25 protein-coding genes and 1 tRNA gene are annotated in these 22611 nt (G+C 68.6%); 17 read left to right on the top strand and 9 right to left on the bottom strand.

What is annotated here, in order from left to right; genetic code table 11:
- Positions 1 to 157: 157 nt before the first annotated feature.
- Positions 158 to 715 (top strand): phage holin family protein, encoded by a 558-nt coding sequence (locus tag ACJH5R_RS18415; protein ID WP_406756858.1) that lies wholly within the window; start codon positions 158 to 160, stop codon positions 713 to 715.
- The gene (locus tag ACJH5R_RS18410; protein ID WP_406782540.1) at positions 715 to 1674 is read left to right on the top strand and encodes an alpha/beta fold hydrolase; all 960 of its coding nucleotides are present in this window, start codon (positions 715 to 717) and stop codon (positions 1672 to 1674) included. Before ACJH5R_RS18415 ends, ACJH5R_RS18410 begins: the two co-directional genes overlap by 1 nt.
- Here the strand turns inward: ACJH5R_RS18410 and marP are convergent, their stop codons facing one another.
- From marP to nth, 4 genes are read right to left on the bottom strand one after another with little or no spacing between them, the layout of a single operon-like run.
- Positions 1675 to 2868, bottom strand: a complete 1194-nt coding sequence (gene marP, locus ACJH5R_RS18405) for an acid resistance serine protease MarP (RefSeq protein WP_406756856.1) — start codon at positions 2866 to 2868, stop codon at positions 1675 to 1677.
- Positions 2865 to 3668, bottom strand: a complete 804-nt coding sequence (locus ACJH5R_RS18400; RefSeq protein ID WP_406756855.1) for an NUDIX hydrolase — start codon at positions 3666 to 3668, stop codon at positions 2865 to 2867. The genes marP and ACJH5R_RS18400 overlap by 4 nt, the downstream gene beginning before the upstream one ends.
- Positions 3668 to 4306, bottom strand: coding sequence for a TlpA family protein disulfide reductase (locus ACJH5R_RS18395; protein WP_406756854.1), 639 nt, complete (start codon positions 4304 to 4306; stop codon positions 3668 to 3670). The genes ACJH5R_RS18400 and ACJH5R_RS18395 overlap by 1 nt, the downstream gene beginning before the upstream one ends.
- Before the next feature lie 24 nt (positions 4307 to 4330).
- Complete coding sequence (gene nth / locus ACJH5R_RS18390) at positions 4331 to 5011, bottom strand: endonuclease III (protein ID WP_406756921.1); 681 nt, start codon at positions 5009 to 5011, stop codon at positions 4331 to 4333.
- 132 nt (positions 5012 to 5143) lie between these two features.
- Here nth and ACJH5R_RS18385 point away from each other — a divergent pair, with 132 nt between their 5' ends.
- Positions 5144 to 5284: a hypothetical protein gene (locus tag ACJH5R_RS18385; RefSeq protein WP_406756853.1), complete on the top strand. Its 141-nt coding sequence runs from the start codon at positions 5144 to 5146 to the stop codon at positions 5282 to 5284.
- Between the two features lie 104 nt (positions 5285 to 5388).
- Positions 5389 to 6063, top strand: coding sequence for a cAMP-activated global transcriptional regulator CRP (gene crp / locus ACJH5R_RS18380; RefSeq protein WP_013830875.1), 675 nt, complete (start codon positions 5389 to 5391; stop codon positions 6061 to 6063).
- 79 nt (positions 6064 to 6142) lie between these two features.
- On the opposite strand, the gene ACJH5R_RS18375 is transcribed toward crp, so the two are convergent.
- The 3 genes from ACJH5R_RS18375 to ACJH5R_RS18365 are packed head-to-tail and all read right to left on the bottom strand — an operon-like array spanning position 6143 to position 7552.
- Positions 6143 to 6919, bottom strand: a complete 777-nt coding sequence (locus tag ACJH5R_RS18375; RefSeq protein WP_406756852.1) for an MBL fold metallo-hydrolase — start codon at positions 6917 to 6919, stop codon at positions 6143 to 6145.
- A gap of 7 nt (positions 6920 to 6926) precedes the next feature.
- Entirely contained in the window at positions 6927 to 7394 is a 468-nt protein-coding gene (locus ACJH5R_RS18370) for a RidA family protein (RefSeq protein ID WP_406756851.1), read from the bottom strand.
- On the bottom strand, positions 7391 to 7552 hold the full coding sequence (locus ACJH5R_RS18365; RefSeq protein WP_109560444.1) for a DUF4177 domain-containing protein: 162 nt from the start codon (positions 7550 to 7552) through the stop codon (positions 7391 to 7393). The genes ACJH5R_RS18370 and ACJH5R_RS18365 overlap by 4 nt, the downstream gene beginning before the upstream one ends.
- A 47-nt stretch (positions 7553 to 7599) precedes the next feature.
- Here ACJH5R_RS18365 and ACJH5R_RS18360 point away from each other — a divergent pair, with 47 nt between their 5' ends.
- A complete protein-coding gene (locus ACJH5R_RS18360) occupies positions 7600 to 8622 on the top strand; it encodes an ArsA family ATPase (protein WP_406756850.1) in 1023 nt (340 codons plus the stop codon).
- The gene (locus tag ACJH5R_RS18355; protein ID WP_406756849.1) at positions 8619 to 9776 is read left to right on the top strand and encodes an ArsA family ATPase; all 1158 of its coding nucleotides are present in this window, start codon (positions 8619 to 8621) and stop codon (positions 9774 to 9776) included. Before ACJH5R_RS18360 ends, ACJH5R_RS18355 begins: the two co-directional genes overlap by 4 nt.
- Positions 9777 to 9807: 31 nt before the next feature.
- Here the strand turns inward: ACJH5R_RS18355 and ACJH5R_RS18350 are convergent, their stop codons facing one another.
- Positions 9808 to 10140 carry a WhiB family transcriptional regulator gene (locus ACJH5R_RS18350; protein WP_406756848.1) on the bottom strand — a complete coding sequence of 111 codons (333 nt, stop codon included), beginning with the start codon at positions 10138 to 10140 and terminating at the stop codon, positions 9808 to 9810.
- Positions 10141 to 10586: 446 nt separating this feature from the next.
- On the opposite strand from ACJH5R_RS18350, the gene ponA2 reads away from it, so the two are divergent.
- The 6 genes from ponA2 to ACJH5R_RS18320 all read left to right on the top strand — a co-directional run bounded on the left by ponA2 (position 10587) and on the right by ACJH5R_RS18320 (position 16385).
- Positions 10587 to 13007 (top strand): transglycosylase/D,D-transpeptidase PonA2, encoded by a 2421-nt coding sequence (ponA2, locus tag ACJH5R_RS18345; protein WP_406756847.1) that lies wholly within the window; start codon positions 10587 to 10589, stop codon positions 13005 to 13007.
- Between the two features lie 38 nt (positions 13008 to 13045).
- Positions 13046 to 14011, top strand: coding sequence for a metallophosphoesterase (locus ACJH5R_RS18340; protein ID WP_406756846.1), 966 nt, complete (start codon positions 13046 to 13048; stop codon positions 14009 to 14011).
- Positions 14008 to 15114 carry a PLP-dependent cysteine synthase family protein gene (locus ACJH5R_RS18335; RefSeq protein ID WP_406782539.1) on the top strand — a complete coding sequence of 369 codons (1107 nt, stop codon included), beginning with the start codon at positions 14008 to 14010 and terminating at the stop codon, positions 15112 to 15114. Before ACJH5R_RS18340 ends, ACJH5R_RS18335 begins: the two co-directional genes overlap by 4 nt.
- Before the next feature lie 283 nt (positions 15115 to 15397).
- Positions 15398 to 15471 (top strand) — tRNA-Pro (locus ACJH5R_RS18330).
- Positions 15472 to 15654: 183 nt separating this feature from the next.
- Complete coding sequence (locus tag ACJH5R_RS18325) at positions 15655 to 15912, top strand: DUF3297 family protein (RefSeq protein WP_406756844.1); 258 nt, start codon at positions 15655 to 15657, stop codon at positions 15910 to 15912.
- Positions 15913 to 15983: 71 nt separating this feature from the next.
- Entirely contained in the window at positions 15984 to 16385 is a 402-nt protein-coding gene (locus tag ACJH5R_RS18320; RefSeq protein ID WP_406756843.1) for a hypothetical protein, read from the top strand.
- Positions 16386 to 16749: 364 nt separating this feature from the next.
- On the opposite strand, the gene ACJH5R_RS18315 is transcribed toward ACJH5R_RS18320, so the two are convergent.
- On the bottom strand, positions 16750 to 17214 hold the full coding sequence (locus tag ACJH5R_RS18315; RefSeq protein WP_406756842.1) for a GatB/YqeY domain-containing protein: 465 nt from the start codon (positions 17212 to 17214) through the stop codon (positions 16750 to 16752).
- Positions 17215 to 17239: 25 nt separating this feature from the next.
- Between ACJH5R_RS18315 and ACJH5R_RS18310 the strand changes: the two genes are divergently transcribed.
- Genes ACJH5R_RS18310 through ACJH5R_RS18290 form a run of 5 tightly spaced genes read left to right on the top strand, consistent with a single transcriptional unit; the run spans position 17240 to position 22487 of the window.
- Positions 17240 to 18472 (top strand): hypothetical protein, encoded by a 1233-nt coding sequence (locus ACJH5R_RS18310; protein ID WP_406782538.1) that lies wholly within the window; start codon positions 17240 to 17242, stop codon positions 18470 to 18472.
- Positions 18473 to 18482: 10 nt separating this feature from the next.
- Positions 18483 to 19091: a DUF4129 domain-containing protein gene (locus ACJH5R_RS18305; RefSeq protein ID WP_406756840.1), complete on the top strand. Its 609-nt coding sequence runs from the start codon at positions 18483 to 18485 to the stop codon at positions 19089 to 19091.
- A complete protein-coding gene (locus tag ACJH5R_RS18300; protein WP_406756839.1) occupies positions 19088 to 20197 on the top strand; it encodes a DUF4350 domain-containing protein in 1110 nt (369 codons plus the stop codon). The genes ACJH5R_RS18305 and ACJH5R_RS18300 overlap by 4 nt, the downstream gene beginning before the upstream one ends.
- The gene (locus ACJH5R_RS18295) at positions 20194 to 21171 is read left to right on the top strand and encodes an AAA family ATPase (RefSeq protein ID WP_406756838.1); all 978 of its coding nucleotides are present in this window, start codon (positions 20194 to 20196) and stop codon (positions 21169 to 21171) included. The genes ACJH5R_RS18300 and ACJH5R_RS18295 overlap by 4 nt, the downstream gene beginning before the upstream one ends.
- Positions 21168 to 22487, top strand: coding sequence for a DUF58 domain-containing protein (locus ACJH5R_RS18290; RefSeq protein WP_406782537.1), 1320 nt, complete (start codon positions 21168 to 21170; stop codon positions 22485 to 22487). Before ACJH5R_RS18295 ends, ACJH5R_RS18290 begins: the two co-directional genes overlap by 4 nt.
- The last annotated feature ends 124 nt before the right edge of the window (positions 22488 to 22611 follow it).

Here is a 22611-nt window from a genome sequence, read left to right as displayed (position 1 = left end):
CGGCGGTAGGTGACGTGGCGGGGCTGGGCGCGCCGCGGGCCAGCGCCGTCGGGGGCGCGGTGGCTCGCGATCTGCCGCAGCTTTCCGGGGTCACTCGTCGGGTCGGCTACCGCATGGCAACATTAAGCCGCGACGACGGCGAACGGGAGGACAGCCAGTGAGCAAGGGCGACCGCAGGAATGCATCACGCGCCGCAGCTAGGGCGGACCGCAACGGCGTGCCCAACACCTTGGCGACCATCCCGCTGGCCGACCCGCACGCGCTGCCCGCCGACCCATCCCTGGGCGAGCTGGTCAAGGACGCCACGGCGCAGATGTCGACGCTGGTGCGCGCGGAGGTCGAGCTGGCCCGCGCCGAGATCACCCGGGACGTCAAGAAGGGCCTGACCGGCAGCATTTTCTTCATCGCGGCCCTGGTCGTGCTGTTCTACTCCACCTTCTTTTTCTTCTTCTTCGTCGCCGAGCTGCTCAACATGTGGCTGCAGGACTGGGCGGCCTACCTGATCGTGTTCGGGATCATGCTGGTGGTGACGGTGGCCCTGGCGCTGCTTGGCTTCCTACGGGTGCGCCGTATCCGCGGGCCGCGCCAAACGATCGAATCGGTGCGTGAGACCCGCGATGCGCTTCGCCCCGACCCGGACCGCCTGCACGGCTCGTCGGCGTCACCGGCGGGCTCGCCCGACGGCGGGCCGACCACCGATCCCTCGGGCTGGTAGTGCCGCCACCGGATCCGTCGATCACCCGCATCGACGGGCCGTGGCGACACTGGGACATCCACGCCAACGGCATTCGCTTCCATGTCGTCGAGGCGACAACGGTCGGCAAGGACACGGCCAACGCCGCCGACGCCCCGCCGACCTCACGGCCGCTGGTGATGCTGCTGCACGGGTTCGGCTCGTTCTGGTGGACCTGGCGTCATCAGTTGCGCGGGCTGAGCGACGATGCCCGGGTCGTCGCAGTCGACCTGCGCGGCTACGGGGGTAGCGACAAGCCTCCCCGCGGCTACGACGGCTGGACCCTCGCCGGTGACACGGCCGGGCTGATCCGCGCCCTGGGGCACTCCTCGGCGACCCTGGTCGGCCACGCCGACGGGGGCCTGGTGTGTTGGGCCACCGCGCTGCTGCACCCCCGCCTGGTGCGCGATATCGCCGTGGTCAGCTCACCGCATCCGGCGGCGTTGCGTCACTCGGCGCTGACCCATGCCGATCAGGGCCGAGCGCTGTTGCCGTGGTTGCTGCGCTACCAGGTGCCGTTCTGGCCGGAGCGCTCCCTGACCCGCCGAGGCGGAGCCGAGCTCGAGCGACTGGTGCGCAGTCGGGCCGGCGCGAGCTGGCAGGCGAGTCAGGATTTCGCCGAAACCATCGGGCACCTGCGCACCGCGGTACAGATTCCGTCGGCGGCGCACTGCGCGCTGGAGTACCAGCGCTGGGCGGTGCGCAGTCAGCTCCGCGCCGAGGGCCGGCGGTTCATGAAGGCGCTGGACCTGCGCACGCTGAACATTCCCCTGCTACACCTACGTGGTGCGAACGACCCCTATGTGCTGGCCGACCCGGTCAACAAGACCCGGCAGTACGCGCCCCACGGGCAGTACGTGTCGGTGGCCGGCGCGGGGCACTTCGCTCACGAAGAGGCGCCCGAGGTGGTCAACGAGCACCTGCTGCGGTTTCTCGCCTGATCACTCTCCCCCGACACAGGTCTGTGTCGAGACCGGCTGGGTGTCGCCGATGCGGGCGAGTTGACCCGCCACCTCCTCGGCGGTCATCACGAACCCGGTGTCGGCGTCGTCGACCGCGGCACCGAACACCACGCCGATCACCCGACCGTCCATATCGATCATGGGACCACCGGAATTGCCTTGCTGCACAGTGCCTCTGATGGTGTACACCCGGCGGGTGACGGTCGTGTTGCGGTAGATGTCGGGGCCCTCGAGATTGATCACGTCGCGGATTCGCGCCGGGGTGGCCTCGAAGACGCCGCCGCCGGGGTAGCCCAGCACCAGTGCGTCGGTGTCAGCCTGGGCGGGCGAGGAGGCGAACGCCAACGGCGGCAGCGGCAGATCGGGCACCGCCAGTATGGAGATGTCTTCCTTGGGGTCGAAGGAGATCACCGTGGCCTCGTACGACTTGGTGCCGCTTTCCACGGTGACGCTGTCCGAACCGGCCACCACGTGCGCGTTCGTCATCACCCGAGTAGGTGAGATGACGAATCCGGTGCCCTCCAACACTTTCTGGCAGTTGGGCGCCACGCCGCGGATCCGCAGCACACTCGGCGCAGTGGCTTCCACGACCGGGCTCGCAGCCAGTTCCGGGTCCGGCGCATCCACCGCAGCGATCGGGGCGCGATTGAAGGGCTCCAACACGGCGGGCAGCCCGGAGTCGTCGAGCACCGCCGATAGCCGCCGAGGCACGTTCTTGAGCCAACGCGGCGCGAGGTCGTCGACCTGACGCAGCACGCGTGAATCATTGACGGCAGCAGCCAGGTTCGGCTGATCGGACGCGGTCAGGGGGGTGGCCAGCAACCAGGCCGCGATCAGCACCACGCCCAGCTGCAACACCACGCCCACCACGGAGTCGACTCCCCGGACACCCGGGCTGCGGATCGCCCCGCGCACCGCCCGCCCCAGCACCACGCCGGCGACCTCACCGATGACGACCATGGCCAGGATCAGAAACAGTGCGGCGAACAGTTTCAGCCGAGCACCCGAGACGCTCTCGATCAGGTGCGGGGCCAGCAGCACGCCGGCCATGGCCCCCAACGCAACACCGACGAAAGAGAGCAGGGAGCCCAGCGCGCCGGAGCGCCAGCCAGACACTGCGGCAACGAAGGCGATCGCCAGGACGGCGATGTCCAGCCACTGCGACGACGTCATATCTCGCCTTCTCCTCCAACCTGCGCCATGGCCTCGTCCAGCCCAAGCACCTCGCTGGTGTCCCAGGGCTGTGCCCAGCCGGCCACATCCAGCATCGCCGAGATCACCTGGGCGGTGAATCCCCAGACCAGCATCTGGTTGAGCCGGAACGCCGGCATGGCCCATCGCCGACTGCGCGCATCACGGTAAACCATCAACCGGTTCTCCGGGTTGATGAATGCCCGGACTGGAACGCGAGCGACGATAGCGGTCTCGCCGGGGTCCACCGCGGTCACCGGCCCAGGATCCTCGGAGTACGCCAGCACCGGCACCACCTGGAATCCCGAGGGGGCGATGAAGATCTTGTCCATCGTGACCAACGGATGCACCCGGACCGGATCGATTCCGGTCTCCTCGTTGGCCTCCCGCAGCGCCGTGGCAACCGGCCCGTCGTCGCCGGGATCGACTGCCCCACCCGGAAACGCGGCCTGGCCGGCATGGTGGCGCAGCGTCGAGGCCCGCACCGTGACCAGCAGGTCAGCCGATTCCGATATCGCCTCCGGTGGGCCTCCCGGCGGCCCGGAGAACAGCACCAGTACGGCCGCGTCGCGCCCGCGACCGGTGACGCTGGCCTTGGCGTTGGCCGCCGTGATCATCGCGCGAACATCGGCGGGCAGCCGGTGCAGGTAGGCCGTCGGCACCTTCTCGACGTTGTCGACGAGCGGGCGGAGCCAAGACGGGGCGCGCGACGGGGCCCACGACTGGGACTCGCCAGCGCTCACCGCGCCTCCCTTGCGTGCCGGATCCTGATCGCCCCACATCAGCGGCCGCTGTTCTCGACGGCAGCGGCGATCTCTTCGGCATTGGCGAAGGGCTGCGGCAGGATGCGGGCAACGCTACCGTCCGCGGCCAGCACCACAGTCGCGGGCATCACATTGGGCACCCGCAGCGCCGCCGCAAGCTGCCGGCGGCCGTCTTGCAGGGTGGGCAGCCGCACGCCCAGTTCGGCCAGCAGGGCCAAGCCCGCCGCTTGGTTGTCGTCTTGGTGCACCGTCACCACCGTCACGGTCGGCCCGACCCGGCGCTGGTATTCGGCGAACGCCCGCAATTCGTCGCGGCAGGGCCCGCACCAGTACGCCCACAGATTGAGCACCACCTTGCGGCCGGCGAACATCGCAGCCACGTCGACGGGCGAACCGTCGGCGGCACACTCGACGGTCACGCCGCGCAGGGCGCTCGGCCCGGTGTCTCCCGGCCCCACCTGACAGGGCGGCAGGTCGGCGCGCTGCCGCAGCGAGGTCAGGTCCGCGCCGGCGGCCACGGCTGTGCTGGATCGATGCGGGTCGGCCCGCACGGCGGTCGGCTCACGGCGCAGTTCGGTCACCAGCCCAGTGAGCAGCGCGGCCACCACCGCCAGGACCGCTATCCCGGTCAGGGTCCATCCTCGCGACCCGCTCATCGGCGCCATCTGATCCAGGGACCCCTACAACCCGGCCAAAGCCAGCAGATGCTCGGTTTCGGGGCCTTTGACCAGCGCAGCGGCCTCCATCGGGGCGGTAGGCCCGATCCCGAACGACGGGCAGTCCTTGGCCAGCACGCACACTCCGCAGGCCGGTTTGCGGGAGTGACAGACCCGTCGGCCGTGAAAAATCACCCGGTGGGACAGCAACGTCCATTCCTTGCGCTCGATGAGCTCACCAACCGCATGCTCGACCTTGACCGGGTCTTCCTCGCTGGTCCAGGCCCAGCGCCGCACCAGCCGGCCGAAGTGGGTGTCGACAGTGATGCCCGGGACCCCGAACGCATTGCCCAGAATCACGTTGGCGGTCTTGCGGCCCACTCCGGGCAGGCGCACCAGCTCTTCCATGGTGTCGGGCAGTTCCCCGTCGAAGCGTTCGACCAGCATCTGGCCGAGGTTGATCAGGGAAGACGCCTTGTTGCGGTAGAAGCCGGTGGGCCGAATGAGCTCTTCCAGCTCGGTGCGGTCGGCCTGGGCGTAGTCCAGCGCCGTCGGATACCGGGCGAACAACGCCGGCGTCGTCAGGTTCACCCGCACGTCCGTGCATTGGGCCGACAGCACCGTCGCGACGGCCAGCTCCAGCGGCGTGGTGAAGTCCAACTCGCAGTGGGCGTCGGGAAAGGCCTGCGCCAGAGTCCGATTCATCCGACGAGCACGCCGGACCAGTCCGGTCCGGGTCTCCGTCCGCGCCCCGCGGGAGGCTTTGTCCACTGTCACCTCCGACAGGGTACTAATTTGTGACCCCAACGAGATCTTGCCCATGTTTACTGACGACTTGTGTCCTGGTTGCTGATCACCGCCATCCCGACGCTGCTGATGCTGTCAGCAGTCGGGCTGGAACGCATCGAAACGGGGCTGAGCCAGGAGCAGAAGGCCAATCCGCAGTTTCCTCCGAATCGGCATGCCAACCGTGTATAGCGTTGTAATCTCGCTTGACGCGTGGCTCTAGACTCAGGTGGCTGGCCGGGTAGCGGCCCGCACTTACGATTTCAAACCTTCATCAAAAACATCTAAGGGGCATCGTGGACGAGATCCTGGCGAGGGCCGGAATCTTCCAGGGAGTTGAGCCCAGCGCCGTAGCCGCGCTGACCAAGCAGCTTCAGCCCGTGGACTTTCCGCGCGGACACACCGTGTTCGCCGAGGGAGAGCCCGGCGACCGGCTGTACATCATCGTCTCCGGGAAAGTGAAGATCGGCCGACGGTCTCCCGACGGCCGGGAGAACCTCCTGACCATCATGGGCCCCTCGGACATGTTCGGTGAGCTGTCGATCTTCGACCCGGGCCCCCGGACCTCGAGCGCGACCACCATCACCGAGGTGCGCGCGGTCTCGATGGACCGTGACGCCCTGCGGTCGTGGATCTCCGATCGGCCCGAGATCGCCGAGCAGCTGCTGCGGGTGCTGGCCCGCCGGTTGCGTCGCACCAACAACAACCTGGCCGATCTGATCTTCACCGACGTGCCCGGCCGGGTCGCCAAGCAGCTGCTGCAGCTGGCGCAACGGTTCGGCACCCAGGAAGGCGGGGCCCTGCGGGTCACCCACGACCTGACCCAGGAAGAGATCGCCCAGCTGGTCGGGGCCTCGCGGGAGACCGTGAACAAGGCACTGGCCGACTTCGCCCACCGCGGCTGGATCCGGCTCGAGGGCAAGAGCGTGCTGATCTCCGACTCCGAGCGGCTGGCCCGCCGGGCGCGCTAGGTACCTGCTCGCCGAGCCTGTAGTTAGCGTGGCCGCTGCTCGCACTTTCCCGCGTTAACTACAGGCTCGCGGCGGTGAGTCAGCCCCGCAGGTAGTCCAGCTGGGCCTGCACTGACCATTCGGCGGCACCCCACAGCTCTTCGTCGACGTCGGTGTAGACGTGTTCGACCACCTGACGGGCGGTCGCGTCCTCACCCAGCGCGGCCAGCGCCGAGCGCACCTGGTCGAGCCGCTGTTCGCGATGCTCCAAATAGCCGGTGGCCACCGCCTCGATGTTGGGCAGCTCCGGCCCATGCCCGGGCAGCACCGTGCGCCCACCCAAACCGCGGAGGCGCCGCAGCGAGTCCAGGTAGTGCGTCAGGTCGCCGTCTTCGGTATCGATGACGGTGGTGCCGCGGCCCAGCACGGTGTCGGCGGTCAGGACGGCGTCATCCAGCACGAACGACAGCGAGTCCGCGGTGTGGCCGGGGGTGGCGAAAACCTTGATGCGCAGTCCGGCTGCGTCGATCACCTGACCGTCGGCCAGGCCGCCGCCGAGCCGGCGCTGAAATCCGCTGCCCGCCGAGTGCACCGGCACACCGACCGCGTCGGCCAGCTTGTCGATGCCGTCGGTGTGATCGAAGTGCCGGTGACTGATCAGCACCAGGGCGATCTTGCCGACCTCGGCCAACCGGCCGATGTGCTGGTCGTCGTCGGGCCCCGGATCGACGATCACCACCTCGTCGCTGCCCGGGCCACGCAACACCCAGGTGTTGGTGCCCTCCAGCGTCATCAAGCCCGGGTTGTCGGCCAACAGCACCGACGCGGTCTGGGTGACCGGCCGCAACCGACCGTAGGCGGGGTGACTGGCGGACACCGCTCGACTACTCCGCCGCGGCCTTCAGCTCGACGATCAGTTCGACCTCCACCGGGGCATCCAGCGGCAGCTCGGAGACGCCGACCGCCGAGCGGGCATGCTTGCCGGCGTCGCCGAACACCTCACCCAGCAGCTCGGAGGCCCCGTTGATCACGGCGGGCTGCCCGTTGAAGTTCGGCGCCGACGCGACGAATCCGACCACCTTGACCACCCGGGCCACCGCGTCGAGCCCGACCAGGGCATCCACGGCGGCCAGCGCGTTGAGAGCGCAGATCCGCGCCAGCGCGTGGCCCTCCTCCGGGCTGACCTGCGCACCGACCTTGCCGGTGTGCGGCAACGCCCCGGACTGCATCGGCAGCTGACCGGAGGTGTAGACGAGGTTGCCGGTGCGAACTGCCGGCACGTAGGCCGCCAGCGGCGCCACCACGTCGGGCAGCTCGATCCCGAGCTCGGTCAGCCGGGCCCGCCAGCTCATTTCGGGCGCTTCAGGAAGGCGATGAGCTGCTCACCGGACGGCCCCGGCAGCACCGAGACCAGCTCCCAGCCGTCTTCGCCCCACTGGTCGAGGATCTGCTTGGTGGCGTGCGTGATCAAGGGGACCGTGGCGTACTCCCAGACCGTGCGTTCACTCATGGGAGCGAGCTTATCGCTAGGACGTCCAAGCGTTTGGTTAGCATGCAGTGGTGACAGCCACATCCAGCAGCGAGCCTGCTCTCGGCTGGCCTTCGCGATTGACGAAGGCCCGGCTGCATTTCGTGACCGGCAAGGGCGGTACCGGCAAATCGACCGTGGCCGCCGCGTTGGCGTTGTCGCTGGCGGCCGGCGGACGTCGGGTCCTACTGGTGGAAGTCGAAGAGCGCCAAGGCATTGCGCAGCTCTTCGACGTACCGCCGCTGCCTATCACCCCACTCAAGGTCGCGACCGCCGAGGGCGGTGGGCAGGTCGACGCGCTGGCGATGGACATCGAGGCCGCCTTCCTGGAATACCTCGACCTGTTCTACAACCTGGGGATCGCCGGGCGGGCGATGCGGCGCGTCGGGGCGGTCGAGTTCGCGACCACCATCGCGCCCGGCCTGCGCGACGTCATCCTCACCGGCAAGATCAAGTACCACGTGATCCAGACCGACAAGAACAACAAGCCGGTCTACGACGCGATCGTGGTGGACGCGCCGCCGACCGGCCGGATCTCCCGATTCCTCGACGTCACCAAGGCGGTGTCGCAGCTGGCCAAGGGCGGCCCGGTGCACTCCCAGGCCGACGGCGTGGTGAAGCTGCTGCACTCCGATCAGACGGCCATTCACCTGGTGACGCTGCTGGAGGCCCTGCCGATGCAGGAGACCCTGGAGGCCATCGACGAGCTGCGGGCGCTGGACCTGCCGATCGGCAGCGTGATCGTCAACCGCGACATCCCCGCACACCTGGATCCCGCCGATCTGGCCAAGGCAGCCGAAGGCGTCGTCGACGCCGACGCGCTTCGCAGCGGACTGGCCGCGGCGGGGATCACGCTGACCGACGACGACTTCGCCGGCCTGCTGACCGAAACCATCCAGCACGCCACCCGCATCAGCGCCCGGACCGAAACGGCCGAGCAGCTGCAGCAGTTGGACGTGCCGCGCCTGCATCTGCCGACGATCACCGACGGGGTCGACCTCGGCAGCCTCTATGAGCTCTCCGAAGTTCTCGGCCAACAGGGGGTTCGATGACACCCGATACGACCGGCAAGCCGCTGGCGCTGGACTTGGCGGCCATCCTGGCCGACACCTCCAACCGTGTGGTGGTGTGCTGCGGCGCCGGCGGCGTCGGCAAGACCACCACCGCCGCGTCGATGGCGCTGCGGGCCGCCGAATACGGCCGCACCGTGGTGGTGCTGACCATCGACCCGGCCCGCCGGCTGGCGCAGGCGCTGGGCATCGACGACCTGGGCAACAACCCGCAGCAGGTGACGCTGCCTGCGGAAGTACCTGGTCAGCTGTACGCGATGATGCTCGACATGCGCCGCACCTTCGACGAGATGGTGACGCAGTACTCCGGCCCGGAGCGGGCCGAGGCGATCCTGGGCAACCAGTTCTACCAAACGGTGGCCACCTCGCTCTCCGGCACGCAGGAGTACATGGCGATGGAGAAACTCGGCCAGTTGCTGAGCGAGGACCGCTGGGACCTGGTGGTCGTCGACACCCCGCCGTCGCGCAACGCCCTGGACTTCCTGGACGCGCCCAAGCGGCTGGGCAGCTTCATGGACAGCCGGCTGTGGAAGCTGCTGCTGGGCCCCGGCCGGGGCATCGGCAAACTGGTCGCCGGCGCTGTCGGTCTGGCGATGAAAGCCCTTTCGACCGTGCTGGGTTCGCAAATGCTTTCCGACGCAGCGAATTTCGTGCAGTCCCTCGACGCCACCTTCGGCGGCTTCCGGGAGAAGGCCGACCGCACCTATGACCTGCTCAAGCGCCGCGGCACCCAGTTCGTAGTGGTGTCGGCGGCCGAACCTGACGCGTTGCGGGAGGCGTCGTTCTTCGTCGACCGGCTCTCCCAAGAGCACATGCCGCTGGCGGGGCTGATCCTCAACCGCACCCATCCGATGCTGTGCGACCTGCCCATCGAGCGCGCCATCGACGCGATCGAGACGCTGCAGGAGCCCGAGGTCAGCGCGTCGCTGCCCGAGGGGACGAAGTCGCTCACCACCGCGGCGCTGCAGATTCACGCCGAACGCGGCGCTACCGCCAAGCGTGAGATCCGACTGCTGTCGCGTTTCACCCGGGCCAACCCGCGGGTTCCCATCGTGGGGGTGCCGTCACTGCCGTTCGACGTCTCCGATCTGGAGGCGCTCGGCGCGATCGCCGATCAGCTGACGGCGAAGAAGTAGAAGTAGAAGCGAAGAGGGACTCAGCCGGGCGTCAGCCGGCGTCACGCTGCTTGCGCTGAGCTGCGAAGTACTCGCCCCAGGAGGTCACCTCGGGGTGCTGCTTGAGCAGTGCTCGGCGCTGCCGCTCGGTCATGCCGCCCCACACACCGAACTCGACCCGGTTGTCGAGGGCGTCGGCCAAACACTCGAGCACAACCGGGCAGTGCCGACAGATCACTGCCGCTTTGCGTTGTGCCGCACCACGTACGAAGAGTTCGTCGGGATCCGCACCGCGGCATACGGCCTTGGAAACCCAGGCGATTCGCCCCTCGTCCTGCACGCCGCGCAGGACGGTTCGGGGGGGTTGGGATGAATCCGTTGGCATGCTGGCGTTATGAACCGCTGTCCCCGTAACAGACACTGACGATCCTCCGTCCCGGCCGCCCCGGCAGCCACCTATTCAACATCGACGCGATCCAACATTGCGATCTACGCCACATCGTGTCATCAGTGTTACCTGAATCGCACTTGATGTCCAAGTTAGGTGGTCAGGTGCTGTCTGCGCAACAGGTTGATCGGCACATTTTTGGGACAACCGTGCCGTCCGATCATGATCTGCGCCGCGATCAGCAGCAAAGCCTTGCCTGAACACGACAGTTTTTGACGCCTATGTCAGTTAAATCGGCCCGGGGCGCCCACGGTGTTCGGCGTCTTCGGCGAGCGCCCGCCTGCCCCGGGGCTGGGTTGATGGCGGTGGCCCGTCCCCCGCAAGCGGGAGCCGCCCCCATCGCCCGGCTCAGCCGCGCTTGCGACCACCGCTAGTGTGTAGCCATGTCGGAGCGCCCCCCGACCGGCCCTACTGTGCTCAAACTGGCCGGGTGTTGTCTGCTCGCCGCCGTGCTGCTCGCGGCGCTGCTGTTCCCCGTCGCCGGCGGTGTCGGCCTGATGTCCAACCGCGCCTCCGACGTGGTGGCCAACGGGTCGGCCCAGCTGGTCAGCGGTGACGTGCCCGCGGTGTCGACGATGGTCGACGCCAAGGGCAACACGATCGCGTGGCTGTACTCGCAGCGCCGGTTCGAGGTGCCCAGCGACAAGATCGCCGACACGATGAAGCTGGCGATCGTCTCCATCGAGGACAAGCGGTTCGCCGAGCACAGCGGGGTGGACTGGAAGGGGACGCTGACCGGGCTGGCCGGCTACGCCTCCGGGGACATCGACACTCGCGGCGGGTCGACACTGGAGCAGCAGTACATCAAGAACTACCAACTGCTGGTACTGGCCCAGACCGATGCCGAGAAGCGCGCCGCGATCGAGACCACCCCCGCGCGCAAGCTCCGCGAGATCCGGATGGCGCTCACCCTGGACCGGACCTTCACCAAGCCGCAGATCCTGACCCGCTACCTGAACCTGGTCTCGTTCGGCAACAACTCGTTCGGCATCCAGGACGCCGCCCAGACCTACTTCGGTGTCGACGCCATAGACCTCAACTGGCAGCAGTCGGCCCTGCTGGCCGGCATGGTGCAGTCGACCAGCACGCTGAACCCCTACACCAATCCCGAGGGCGCACTGGCGCGACGGAACCTGGTGCTGGACACGATGATCGAAAACATCCCCGGCGAGGCCGACGCACTGCGAGCGGCCAAGGCCGAGCCACTGGGCATCCTGCCGCAGCCCAACGAGCTGCCGCGGGGCTGCATCGCGGCCGGCGACCGGGCCTTCTTCTGCGACTACGTGCAGGAGTACCTGACGCGCGCGGGGATCAGCAAGGAGCAGGTAGCCCGCGGCGGCTACGTCATCCACACCACACTGGACCCCGACGTGCAGGCGCCGATCAAAGAGGCGATCGACAGCTTCGCCAACCCCAACGTGCAGGGCATCGCCAGCGTGATGAGCGTGATCAAGCCCGGCAGCGACGCACACCCGGTGCTGGCCATGGCCAGCAACCGTACCTACGGGCTCAACGCCGACCTCGGCGAAACCATGCGGCCGCAACCGTTCTCACTGGTCGGCGACGGCGCCGGATCCATCTTCAAGACGTTCACCGTGGCAGCGGCACTGGAGATGGGCATGGGGATCAGCGCCGATCTCGAAGTCCCCGGCCGGTTCCAGACCAAGGGCATGGGCTCCGGCGGCGCCAAGGGCTGCCCCAAGGAGACCTGGTGCGTGGTCAACGTCGCCCCCTATCGGTCGCCGATGAACGTCTCCACCGCGCTGGCGACCTCGCCCAACACCGCGTTCGCGAAGCTGATCTCCCAGGTCGGCGTCGGCCGCACCGTGGACATGGCGATCAAGCTGGGCCTGCGTTCCTACGCCGATCCGGGCACCGCCCGCGACTACGACCCGGACAGCAACGAGAGCCTGGCCGATTTCGTCAAGCGACAGAACCTGGGCTCGTTCACCCTGGGCCCGATCGAGGTCAACGCGCTGGAGCTGTCCAACGTTGCCGCCACCTTGGCCTCCGGCGGCGTCTGGTGCCCGCCGAACCCGATCGACAAGGTCTTCGACCGCAACGGCAACGAGGTGGCTGTGACCACCGAGACCTGTGAGCGCGTGGTTCCCGAAGGGCTCGCGAACACCATGGCCAACGCCTTGAGCAAGGACATCCAAGGCGGCGGCACCGCGGCGCCCGCCGCGGGTTCGGTGGGCTGGGATCTGCCGATGGCGGGCAAAACCGGCACCACCGAGGCGCACCGCTCGTCGGGTTTCCTGGGCTTCACCAACCGGTACGCCGCAGCCAACTACATCTTCGACGACTCCAGCTCACCGTCGGACCTGTGCTCGTTTCCGCTGCGGCACTGCGGAGACGGCGACCTCTACGGCGGCAACGAGCCGGCCCGGACCTGGTTTGCGGCAATGAAACCGATCGCCACCGACTTCGGCGACGTCATCATGCCGCCGACCGAACCCCGGTACGTCGACGGCGGCCCCAACTCACGGGTGCCCAGCGTCACCGGCCTGGACGTGGACGCCGCCCGGGCGCGACTCAAGGAAGTCGGGTTCCAGGTCGCCGACCAGCCGAACTGGGTCAACAGCAGCGCCCGTTCCGGTGCCGTCGTCGGTACGTCACCGAGTGGGCAGACCATTCCCGGTTCGATCATCACCATCGACGTCAGCAACGGCATCCCACCGCCACCGCCACCGCCGCCGGACGGCCTGCCGCCGCTGGGCCCGGTCGGGTCGACGGTGGTGGAGATTCCCGGCTTGCCGCCGATCACCATTCCGCTGCTGCCGCCCCCTGCGCCGCCGCCGTAATCGCGGCCACACGGTCCGGGCGCAGTAGTCTGAACGCCATGGCTGCCTCACCTGCTCTGACCCGGTCCGTCGTCGCCGCTTCGGCGGCGCTCGGGCCGGCGGCCCTCGCTATCGGCTATGGCGCGATCATCGAACGCAACGCATTCGTGGTCCGCGAGGCGACGATGCCGGTGCTGGCTCCCGGCTCCTCACCGCTGCGGGTACTGCACATCAGCGACATCCACATGCGTCCCGGCCAACGCCGCAAACAGGCCTGGCTGCGGGAGCTGGTGCGCCTGGAGCCGGACTTGGTGGTCAACACCGGCGACAACCTCGCGCATCCGAAGGCGGTGCCAGCGGTGGTGCAGGCCCTGGGTGATCTGCTGTCGGTGCCGGGAGTGTTCGTGTTCGGCAGCAACGACTACTTCGGACCGCGGCTGAAGAACCCGGCGAAGTACCTGACCAAGCCAACGCATCGGGTCCACGGCGTTCCGCTGCCGTGGCAGGACCTGCGCGCGGCTTTCACCGAGCGCGGCTGGCTGGACCTGACCCACAACCGTCGCGAATTCGACGTGGCCGGACACCGGATCGCCGCGGCCGGCGTCGACGACCCGCACATCGAGCGGGACCGCTACGACACCATCGCCGGTCCGTCCGACCTGACCGCCGATCTGCGCTTGGGGTTGACCCATTCGCCGGAGCCACGTGTGCTCGACCGATTCGCCGGCGACGGGTATCAGCTGGTGATGGCCGGTCACACCCACGGCGGCCAGCTGTGCGTGCCGTTCTACGGCGCACTGGTGACCAACTGCGGACTGGATCGCTCTCGGGTGAAGGGACCCTCGCAGTGGGGTGCGCACATGCGCCTGCACGTCTCGGCGGGCATCGGCACCTCGCCATTCGCGCCGGTGCGGTTCGCCTGCCGCCCCGAGGCGAGCCTGCTGACCCTGGTGGCCGCCCCGACCGGCGGTGACGATTCGCAGCTCATCCGCGGCTCGACCCAGCCCTCCGTGTCGGCCCGTTGACTGGGCGGATCGCCGACCACGGGCATCCACGGCGCTGGGCCGACAACGCGATCCGGCTGATCGAAGCCGACGCACGGCGCAGCGCCGACACCCATCTGCTGCGTTACCCGCTGCCCGCTGCGTGGGCCGCCGAAGCCGACGTAGCGCTGTACCTCAAAGACGAGACCACCCACATCACCGGCAGCCTCAAGCACCGGCTGGCCCGCTCACTGTTCCTCTATGGGCTGTGCAACGGCCGAATCGCCGAGGGCACCACGGTGGTCGAGGCGTCGTCGGGGTCCACCGCGGTGTCCGAGGCCTACTTCGCGGCCCTGCTGGGGCTACCGTTCGTCGCGGTCATGCCGTCCTCGACCAGTGCGTCGAAAGTGGCGCTGATCGAGGCGCAGGGCGGGCGCTGCCATTTCGTGGCGCATTCGGCCGACGTCTACGCCGAAGCGGAGCGGATCGCCGCCGACACCGGCGGGCATTACCTGGACCAGTTCACCAACGCCGAACGCGCCACCGACTGGCGCGGCAACAACAACATCGCGGAGTCGATGTACTCCCAGATGCGCGAGGAAGCCCACCCCATCCCGGAGTGGATCGTGGTGGGGGCCGGCACCGGCGGCACCAGCGCGACGATCGGCCGCTACATCCGGTATCGCCGGCACGCCACCCGGCTGTGCGTGGTCGACCCGGAGAACTCGGCCTTCTACCGGGCCTACTCACAGTGCCGCTACGACGTCGTGGTCGAGGAATCGTCGCGGATCGAAGGCATCGGCCGGCCGCGGGTGGAACCGTCGTTCCTGCCCGACGTGGTGGACCGGATGATGGCGGTGCTCGACGCCGCCTCGGTGGCCACTGCGCGGCACGTCAGCGCGGTCCTGGGCCGTCGGGTGGGTGCCTCGACCGGCACCAATGTCTGGGGTGCCTTTGCGCTACTGGCCGAGATGGTTTCCGACGGGCGCAGCGGGTCGGTGGTCACCGTGCTGGCCGACAGCGGCGACCGCTACGCCGACACCTATTACAACGACGACTGGCTGGCGCAGCAAGGGCTCGATCCGACGGGCCCGGCGGCCGTTCTGGCCGAGTTCGAGAGGTCCTGCCGGTTCGCGTTCGCCTGAGCCCGCTCTTCGGCTGCGTCGGGGTTGGTGGCTACCAGCCACACCGCAGCCAGAGCGAAGAAACCGGCATACACCGCTCCGCCTAACAGCGTCATGATTCGACTCCCTTTGCACTAAACCTTATTAGTCAGTCTGCCTAAGTCCGCCTATGTTTGCGAGCTCCACACGCCGGAATGTGGGGCGTTTCATGCTCTCGGGAGCTAGTGAGCTGGGCCTCGATGTTGGCTGAACTGGGCGTTTGGGTGACCGGCCGCGCGGTGCGATACGCTGTCGTGGCTTCACACGGGGTGTGGCGCAGCTTGGTAGCGTGCTTCGTTCGGGACGAAGAGGTCGTGGGTTCGAATCCCGCCACCCCGACTCAGGTTGTTGCCGGTAGAGGGCTCTGACTGGTCAATCCAGTCGGAGCCCTTTCTCGTCGGGGGCGACGTATGTCGCGGTGACCTGCGTTGGCCGTGATTTCATCCAGCCAGCCTTGGTCGCGTAGGTTCTTAGCGAATCAAATCCACGAACTTCACGCAGCATTCGACGAAGGCCATCATCTTGTCCGAGGATCCGAACACAGACGTTCCGCCGAATCAGCTCTCCATCGATCCGCGCAGCGCCTTCTATGACGAAGAGACTCTCCGCCGCGATGTCGGTATTCGCTTCAATGGCGTCGAGAGAACGAACGTGCACGAATACAACGTGGCCGAGGGTTGGGTGCGTGTGGAAGTCCCTACCGCCAAGGATCGCCGCGGAAATCCGATGGTCGTCAAGCTCAGCGGCACGGTTGAGCCCTACTTCCGCCAGGCGGAATAGCGGACGCCCTTCGGTTACTGGTTGCATCGAAACCAGTCCCCCAGCCTCCTTGGCCGTAGACAATGTCTGCTGTGGACTTCCCGATGCGCTATGACCGGTGGTATCGACCGCTGGCGACGGTGTTCGGCCTGGGGCCCGGGCGCGCCAGCATCCGGGTGGCCGACGGTCTGCTGCAAGTCCGCAGCGGATGGGCCTTCGCCATGGACATCGCCTTGGACAACATCGAATCCGCCCGGCCGGCACCGGAACGCATGTGGGGCTGGGGGGTCCATCAGGCGTGTAATGGCTGGCTGGTCAACGGATCCCGGCACGGCGTGGTCCAGATACGGCTGACCCACGCCGTCAAACCGAGCAAAGCGCCGACGGCCGGCTGGTTCAACAGGCCGGTCCGCGTTCTCTACGTCAGCGTTACCGACCCCGACAGCTTCATCGCCGCTCTGACGGGCTGGCAGCTGCCGGCAACCGGTTCCTAGAGCCCGTCGCGGACCGCGGCGATCGCGGTGGCGGCCTTCATCACCTGGCCCATGTGCTTCCACTCGGCCGCGCTACCGCCAGCCGAAACCGGCCTATGCTGGTGTGGTGATCGAAGCGGTACTCCCGTGGGCGCTTCCCATCATCGTCATTCTCGTCATCGTGACGATCCTGATTGCGCTTTCGGCACATTTCAACCACGACTGAGCGGTGTTGACGACTCGGCGCCATCGATACCGAAATTCGGCCTCGATGGCGGCCAGTCCGGGCTCGCGTGCTCCGTGCTGGTTACATCAATCACGGCTTGTGCCCCGAAAATGGTTTGAGCGCTACCGCCTTGATCGGCGCCGATGCCGCGGTCAATCGCTAGAGCCGGTCCCGGACCGCGGCCGACAGCCGCGAACCGTCGGCCTTGCCCGCGGCGATCGCGGTGGCGGCCTTCATCACCTGGCCCATGTGCTTCATGTGCGGCCGCTCCCCGATCGCCTCGGCGACCTGCGCCAGCGCGGTGTCGACGACGTCGGCCAGTTCGGCGTCGCTGAGCGGCGCAGGTAGGTACTCGTCGATGATCCGGGCCTCGGCGTGCTCTTCGGCGGCGAGGTCGCCCCGGCCGTTCTGGGTGTAGATGGTCGCGGACTCCGCACGTTTGCGGGCCTCGCGCGCCAGCACCTTCAAGACGTCCTCGTCGGTCAGTTCCCGGGCCTGTTTGCCGGCGACCTCTTCGGCTTGAATCGCGGCCAACAACATTCGCAGGGTTGCGGTGCGCAGCTTGTCCTGCGCCTTCATCGACGCCGTCAGATCGGTACGCAACTGGGATTTGAGTTCCGCCATGCCCCATAACGCTACGCTCAGCCACATGGTGAATCCGCCTCCGCCCGGCTACCCCGGACCCGGTTTTCCGCCTCCCGGCTACGGCCCGCCACCTCCGGGCTACGGTCCGCCGCCCGGCTACGGCCCCCCGCCCGGCTACGGACCGCCACCGCCGGGTCACGGCCCACCCCCGCCGGGCTACGGCCCGCCGCCCGGCTATGGTCCCCCGGCTCCGGGCTATGGTCCCCCACCCGGCTACGGGCCGCCGCCGGGATACGGCCCCCCGCAGGGCTATCCGCAGCCGGAACTCAAGCCCGGCATCATTCCCCTGCGCCCACTGAGCCTCACCGACATCTACAACGGCGCCGTCGGCTACATCCGGGCCAACCCCAAGACCGTGCTCGGGCTCACCGCCGTGGTCGTGGTGGCCACCCAGATCATCAGCGGGATCGCCCTGTTCGGCCTACTGTCGGCGCTCGGCCCGTCGGGCCCGGGAAGGTCGTCCTCGGAGCTGTCCGGCGGCGACGTGGCGGCGTGGCTGACCGGTTCTGTCGGCGCGGCCATCGTGACCGCCCTGGGCACCATCGTGTTGACCGGACTGCTGACCGTCGTGGTCGGTCGCGCGGTGTTCGGGTCGCCGATCACCATCGCCGAAGCCTGGGCGAGCGTGCGCGACCGCTTCGGTCCGCTGATCGGCCTGACCGCCCTGATCGGCCTGGCCGCGGCGGTGCTGTGTGGCTTCGCGGCCGCCTTGGTCACCTTCGCCGCCGGGGCCGGCGGCACCGGCGCCGCAGTGTTGATCGCTGTGCCGCTGGTACCGGCGCTGATCGCAGCATTGGCCTACGGCTACACCGTGCTGGTCTTCGCGCCAACAGTGATCGTGCTGGAGCGCCAACCCGTGTTCGAAGCGATGCGCCGCTCGTTCTACTTGGTACGCAACAGTTTCTGGCGGGTGCTGGGCATCATGGCGCTGACCGCGTTGATCGTCTCCCTGATCAGCAGCGCAGTGGCGTTTCCCTTCAACATCTTCGGGATGATCGTCACCCATGGCACCGACGCCCTGACCGGCGGTGCACAGTTGAGCCTGTTCTCCCGGATCGGAACGACGCTCGGTCAGATCATCGTGCTGCCGTTCAGCGCCGGGGTGTCGGTACTGCTGTACACCGACCGCCGTATCCGGGGCGAGGCGTTCGACCTGGTGCTGCGCACCGGCGCAACCGGTGGGCCGTACGGCGCCGGGTGGACCGACAACCTCTGGCTGACCCGGCCCCCGGGGTAAGGATTCTCCGGTGCCCACCGTCGACGTCGACCGCGAAGCCGCCCGCGAGGCGGCCGAACGCGAGCTGGCAAAACCGATGTACCCGCGGCCGTCACCCAAACAACAGTTCCTCGACTTCATCGAGACGCTGGTACGGCGGCTGGTGCTCAAGGGTGCGGAGTTGCCAGGCGGGTGGTTCACCATCAGCCTGTTGCTGATCGTCCTCGCGGCGGCCGTGGTGACTGCCGTCCACGTCAGCCGCCGGATGCTGCACGACGGCCGCCGCGGCGACCCGTTGTACGGCGCAACACAACTCAGCGCCGCCGAACACCGCGCCGCTGCGCAACGGCACGCCGCAGCGGGGGATTGGGTCGAGGCGATCCGGCACCGACTGCGGGCGGTGGCCCGCCAACTCGAGGAGACCGGCGTCTTGCATCCCGCCACGGGCCGTACCGCCACCGAGTTGGCCCGCGATGCCGGTACGGCGCTACCGGGCCTGGCCGGTGAGTTGTTCCGGGCCGCCGAGACATTCAACGACGTCAGCTACGGCGAGCTGCCCGCGACCCCGGAGGGATATCGGATCGTCGCAGACCTCGACGAACGGGTGCGGGCCACAACGCCGGCGCGGCAGTTCCGATGACAAGCCGGCGGCGGACGTGGCTGTGGGTCGCGGCGGCCTTGGCTGTGATCGTGGCGGTTTCGGCGGTGGGCGCCTACCTGACCACGCCGCGGCCGGGCGGCCGAATGGATCCCAATGCCACCGGGCCCGAGGGCGCGCACGCGTTGGTGGCGCTGCTGCGTCACCGCGGAGTGGAGGTTGTGCCCGCCGGAACCGTCGATGACGTCGCGCTGCAGGCGCGTCCCGACACGCTGGTGCTGGTGGCCCAGACCCCACGCATCGCCGGCAGTGAGCTGATGAACCGGCTGGCCGATCTGCCGGGCGACCTGCTACTGGTGGCACCCGATGCCCTGGCCCGCAAGGCCCTGGCACCCGGCATCCGGTCCGGGCCGGCCCGGGCATACACCCACCGGCCCGGTTGCAGCCTGCGCGAGGCGCAACGGGCCGGCGAAGTGGACCTGCGCACCACCGCGACCTACGCTGCGATCCAAGGTCATTCGGTGGACAGCTGCTATGACGGCGCCCTGGTGCGCTATCGGGACGGCAAGCGGACCATCACCGTGATCGGCAGTGAGACCTTCATGACCAACGCCGACCTGGCCCGCGCGGGCAACGCCGCACTGGCGATGAATCTTGCCGGCACCTCAAATCGCCTGATCTGGTATGCGCCCCAACATGTTCAAGGCGCAAAGTCGGGAAAGGCAGCGATTTCCGGCCTGATCCCGTCAAACGTGCGATGGCTGTTCTGGCAGTTGTGTGTGGCACTGGCACTGGCCGCCTTGTGGAAGGGCCGCCGACTGGGCCCGCTGGTCGCCGAGTCATTGCCCGTCGTCGTCCGCGCGTCGGAGACCGTCGAGGGGCTTGGCCGGCTCTACCGCTCCCACCGCGCCCGGGACCGAGCCGCCGCCGCGCTGCGTACTGCGGCGCTGCGCCGACTGGCTCCCCGACTGGGATTGGGCCCGGGGCCAGAGCCACCCGCGCTGATCGCCGCAGTGTCGGCGCGGATTGGCGCCCACCCGGACTGGCTGGGGCACTTACTGTTCGGACCACCTCCGGATTCCGACGAGGCCCTGGTCGCCCTGGCCCACGCACTCGACGACATCGAAAGGCAGGTCACCCACTCGTGACTCACACTCCCGCCGAGAATCCGGCTGCTGCCGCGGCCCGTCAGGCGTTGCTGGCGTTGCGCAGCGAAGTCGCCAAGGTTGTTGTCGGCCAGGACGCCGTGGTCAGCGGCCTGGTGATCGCGCTGTTATGCCGCGGCCACGTGCTGCTCGAAGGCGTCCCCGGCGTAGCGAAAACCCTGCTGGTCCGCACCCTGAGCGCCGCGTTGCAGCTGGACTTCAAACGGGTCCAGTTCACCCCGGACCTGATGCCCGGGGATATCACCGGCTCGCTGGTCTACGACACCCACACCGCGGAGTTCGTGTTCCGCCCCGGCCCGGTCTTCACCAATCTGCTGCTGGCCGACGAGATCAACCGGACGCCCCCCAAGACCCAGGCGGCGCTGTTGGAGGCGATGGAGGAAGGGCAGGTCAGCGTCGACGGTGCGGCCAGGCCGCTACCCGACCCGTTCATCGTCGCGGCCACCGCCAACCCCATCGAGTACGAGGGCACCTATCGGCTGCCGGAGGCCCAGCTCGACCGGTTCCTGCTCAAGTTGACCGTGCCGCTGCCGGTGCGCGAGGCCGAGATCGACATCTTGTCTCGGCATGCGCAGGGGTTTGACCCGCACGATCTGTCCGCGGTGGCCCAGGTGGCCGGCGCGCCGGACCTGGCGGCCGGTCGCGCCGCGGTGCGCCAGGTCCTGGTGGCAGACCAGGTGCTGGGCTACATCGTCGACGTGGTCGCGGCGACCCGGCACTCCCCCGCCCTGCAACTGGGTGTTTCACCGCGTGGTGCGACCGCGTTGCTGGCCACGGCGCGGTCGTGGGCGTGGCTGTCCGGGCGCAACTACGTGACGCCCGATGACGTCAAGGCGATGGCCCGCTCCACGCTGCGGCACCGGGTGATGTTGCGCCCGGAGGCCGACCTCGAGGGCGCCACCGCCGACGGCGTTCTCGATGCCATCCTGGCCTCGGTCCCGGTGCCCCGCTGGTGATTCTGACGGGCCGCACCGCGCTGATCGCACTGCTTTGCGCCGTGCCGATCACGGTGGCGCCCTGGCCGGCGGCGGCGTTTACGGTGCTGCTGGCCGGGCTCATCGCGGCAGTGGTGCTCGACGTCGCGTTGACGACCGATCCCGCGACCTTGCGCATCGAGCGGTCCATGGACAACGCGGTACGGCTCGGCCAGACGGTGCTGACCACGTTGTGGGTCGGCAACGGTGGCAGCCGATTCCGCGGTCAGGTACGGGACTCCTGGTCGCCCAGCGCTTGTGCCACGCCGCGCTCCCATCCGCTGGAGCTGGCAGCCGGACAGCAATACCGGCTGCGCACCGAGCTTCGGCCGATCCGCCGCGGCGACCAACAGGCCGCCCGGGTCACCGTGCGCTCGATCGGACCACTGGGGCTGGCCGGACGCCAGCGATCCCGGCAGGTGCCCGGGAAGGTGCGGGTGCTCCCACCGTTCTTGTCGCGCCGGCACCTGCCGGCACGGTTGGCCCGGCTGCGCGAGATCGACGGGAATCTTCCGGCGCTGGTGCGCGGTCAGGGCAGCGAGTTCGACTCACTGCGCGAATACGTCGTCGGCGACGACGTGCGCTCGATCGACTGGCGGGCCACCGCGCGGCGTGCCGACGTCGTGGTGCGCACCTGGCGGCCCGAGCGTGACCGGCGGGTCGTCATCGTGCTCGACACCGGCCGGACCGCGGCGGGCCGGATCGGGGTCGACCCGACCGCGCGGGACCCCGCGGGCTGGCCGCGGCTGGATTGGTCGATGGACGCCGCACTGTTGTTGGCGGCATTGGCATTACGCGCCGGCGACCACGTCGATCTGCTCGCCCACGATCAGGTGACCCGGGCCGAGGTGTTCGGGGCGTCGAGAACCCGGTTGTTCGCCCAGTTGGTCGACGCGATGGCGCCGCTGCAGCCGGTGCTGGTCGAATCCGACGCCGCGGCGATGGTCGCCGCCTTGTCCCGGCGGGCGCGCCGACAGAACCTGGTGGTGCTGTTGACCGATCTCAACGCCTCCGCCCTGGAAGAAGGCTTGCTGCCGGTATTGCCGAAACTGACTGCGGCACACCAGGTGATCCTGGCCGCGGTCGCCGATCCGCGAGTGGAACGGCTGGCGCAAGGCCGCGGCGACGCCGCCGCTGTCTATGACGCCGGGGCCGCCGAGCGAGCCCGCAACGATCGCCGTGCGGCGGCGGCCCAGTTGCGCCGCAGCGGCGTGCAGGTCATCGACGCCCCACCGGAGGACCTGGCGCCGGCGCTGGCCGATGCCTATCTGGCGATGAAGGCCGCCGGGCGGCTCTGATCGCGGCCGCGAGCGTGCGCAGAATGCCACCATTTGCGGCGTGTCGCTGTGCAAACACTCAGTGTCAGTCTCGACGGTGCCGCGTTGCGGTGGTTGGGTTCTTCTCACCTGGTGCCTGGCTCTT

Source organism: Mycobacterium sp. SMC-19 (assembly GCF_045310815.1).
In the GTDB taxonomy this organism is placed as follows: domain Bacteria; phylum Actinomycetota; class Actinomycetes; order Mycobacteriales; family Mycobacteriaceae; genus Mycobacterium.
This window is presented reverse-complemented; position numbering and strand designations above follow the sequence as displayed.

Coding starts and splice junctions, on each gene's coding strand:
- marP (WP_406756856.1), bottom strand. CDS start 2,868: ATGACGTCGTCGCAGTGGCTGGACATCGCCGTCCTGGCGATCGCCTTC.
- ACJH5R_RS18400 (WP_406756855.1), bottom strand. CDS start 3,668: ATGTGGGGCGATCAGGATCCGGCACGCAAGGGAGGCGCGGTGAGCGCT.
- ACJH5R_RS18395 (WP_406756854.1), bottom strand. CDS start 4,306: ATGAGCGGGTCGCGAGGATGGACCCTGACCGGGATAGCGGTCCTGGCG.
- nth (WP_406756921.1), bottom strand. CDS start 5,011: ATGAATCGGACTCTGGCGCAGGCCTTTCCCGACGCCCACTGCGAGTTG.
- ACJH5R_RS18370 (WP_406756851.1), bottom strand. CDS start 7,394: ATGAGCTGGCGGGCCCGGCTGACCGAGCTCGGGATCGAGCTGCCCGAC.
- ACJH5R_RS18365 (WP_109560444.1), bottom strand. CDS start 7,552: ATGAGTGAACGCACGGTCTGGGAGTACGCCACGGTCCCCTTGATCACG.
- ACJH5R_RS18355 (WP_406756849.1), top strand. CDS start 8,619: ATGACACCCGATACGACCGGCAAGCCGCTGGCGCTGGACTTGGCGGCC.
- ACJH5R_RS18350 (WP_406756848.1), bottom strand. CDS start 10,140: ATGCCAACGGATTCATCCCAACCCCCCCGAACCGTCCTGCGCGGCGTG.
- ponA2 (WP_406756847.1), top strand. CDS start 10,587: ATGTCGGAGCGCCCCCCGACCGGCCCTACTGTGCTCAAACTGGCCGGG.
- ACJH5R_RS18340 (WP_406756846.1), top strand. CDS start 13,046: ATGGCTGCCTCACCTGCTCTGACCCGGTCCGTCGTCGCCGCTTCGGCG.
- ACJH5R_RS18315 (WP_406756842.1), bottom strand. CDS start 17,214: ATGGCGGAACTCAAATCCCAGTTGCGTACCGATCTGACGGCGTCGATG.
- ACJH5R_RS18310 (WP_406782538.1), top strand. CDS start 17,240: ATGGTGAATCCGCCTCCGCCCGGCTACCCCGGACCCGGTTTTCCGCCT.
- ACJH5R_RS18300 (WP_406756839.1), top strand. CDS start 19,088: ATGACAAGCCGGCGGCGGACGTGGCTGTGGGTCGCGGCGGCCTTGGCT.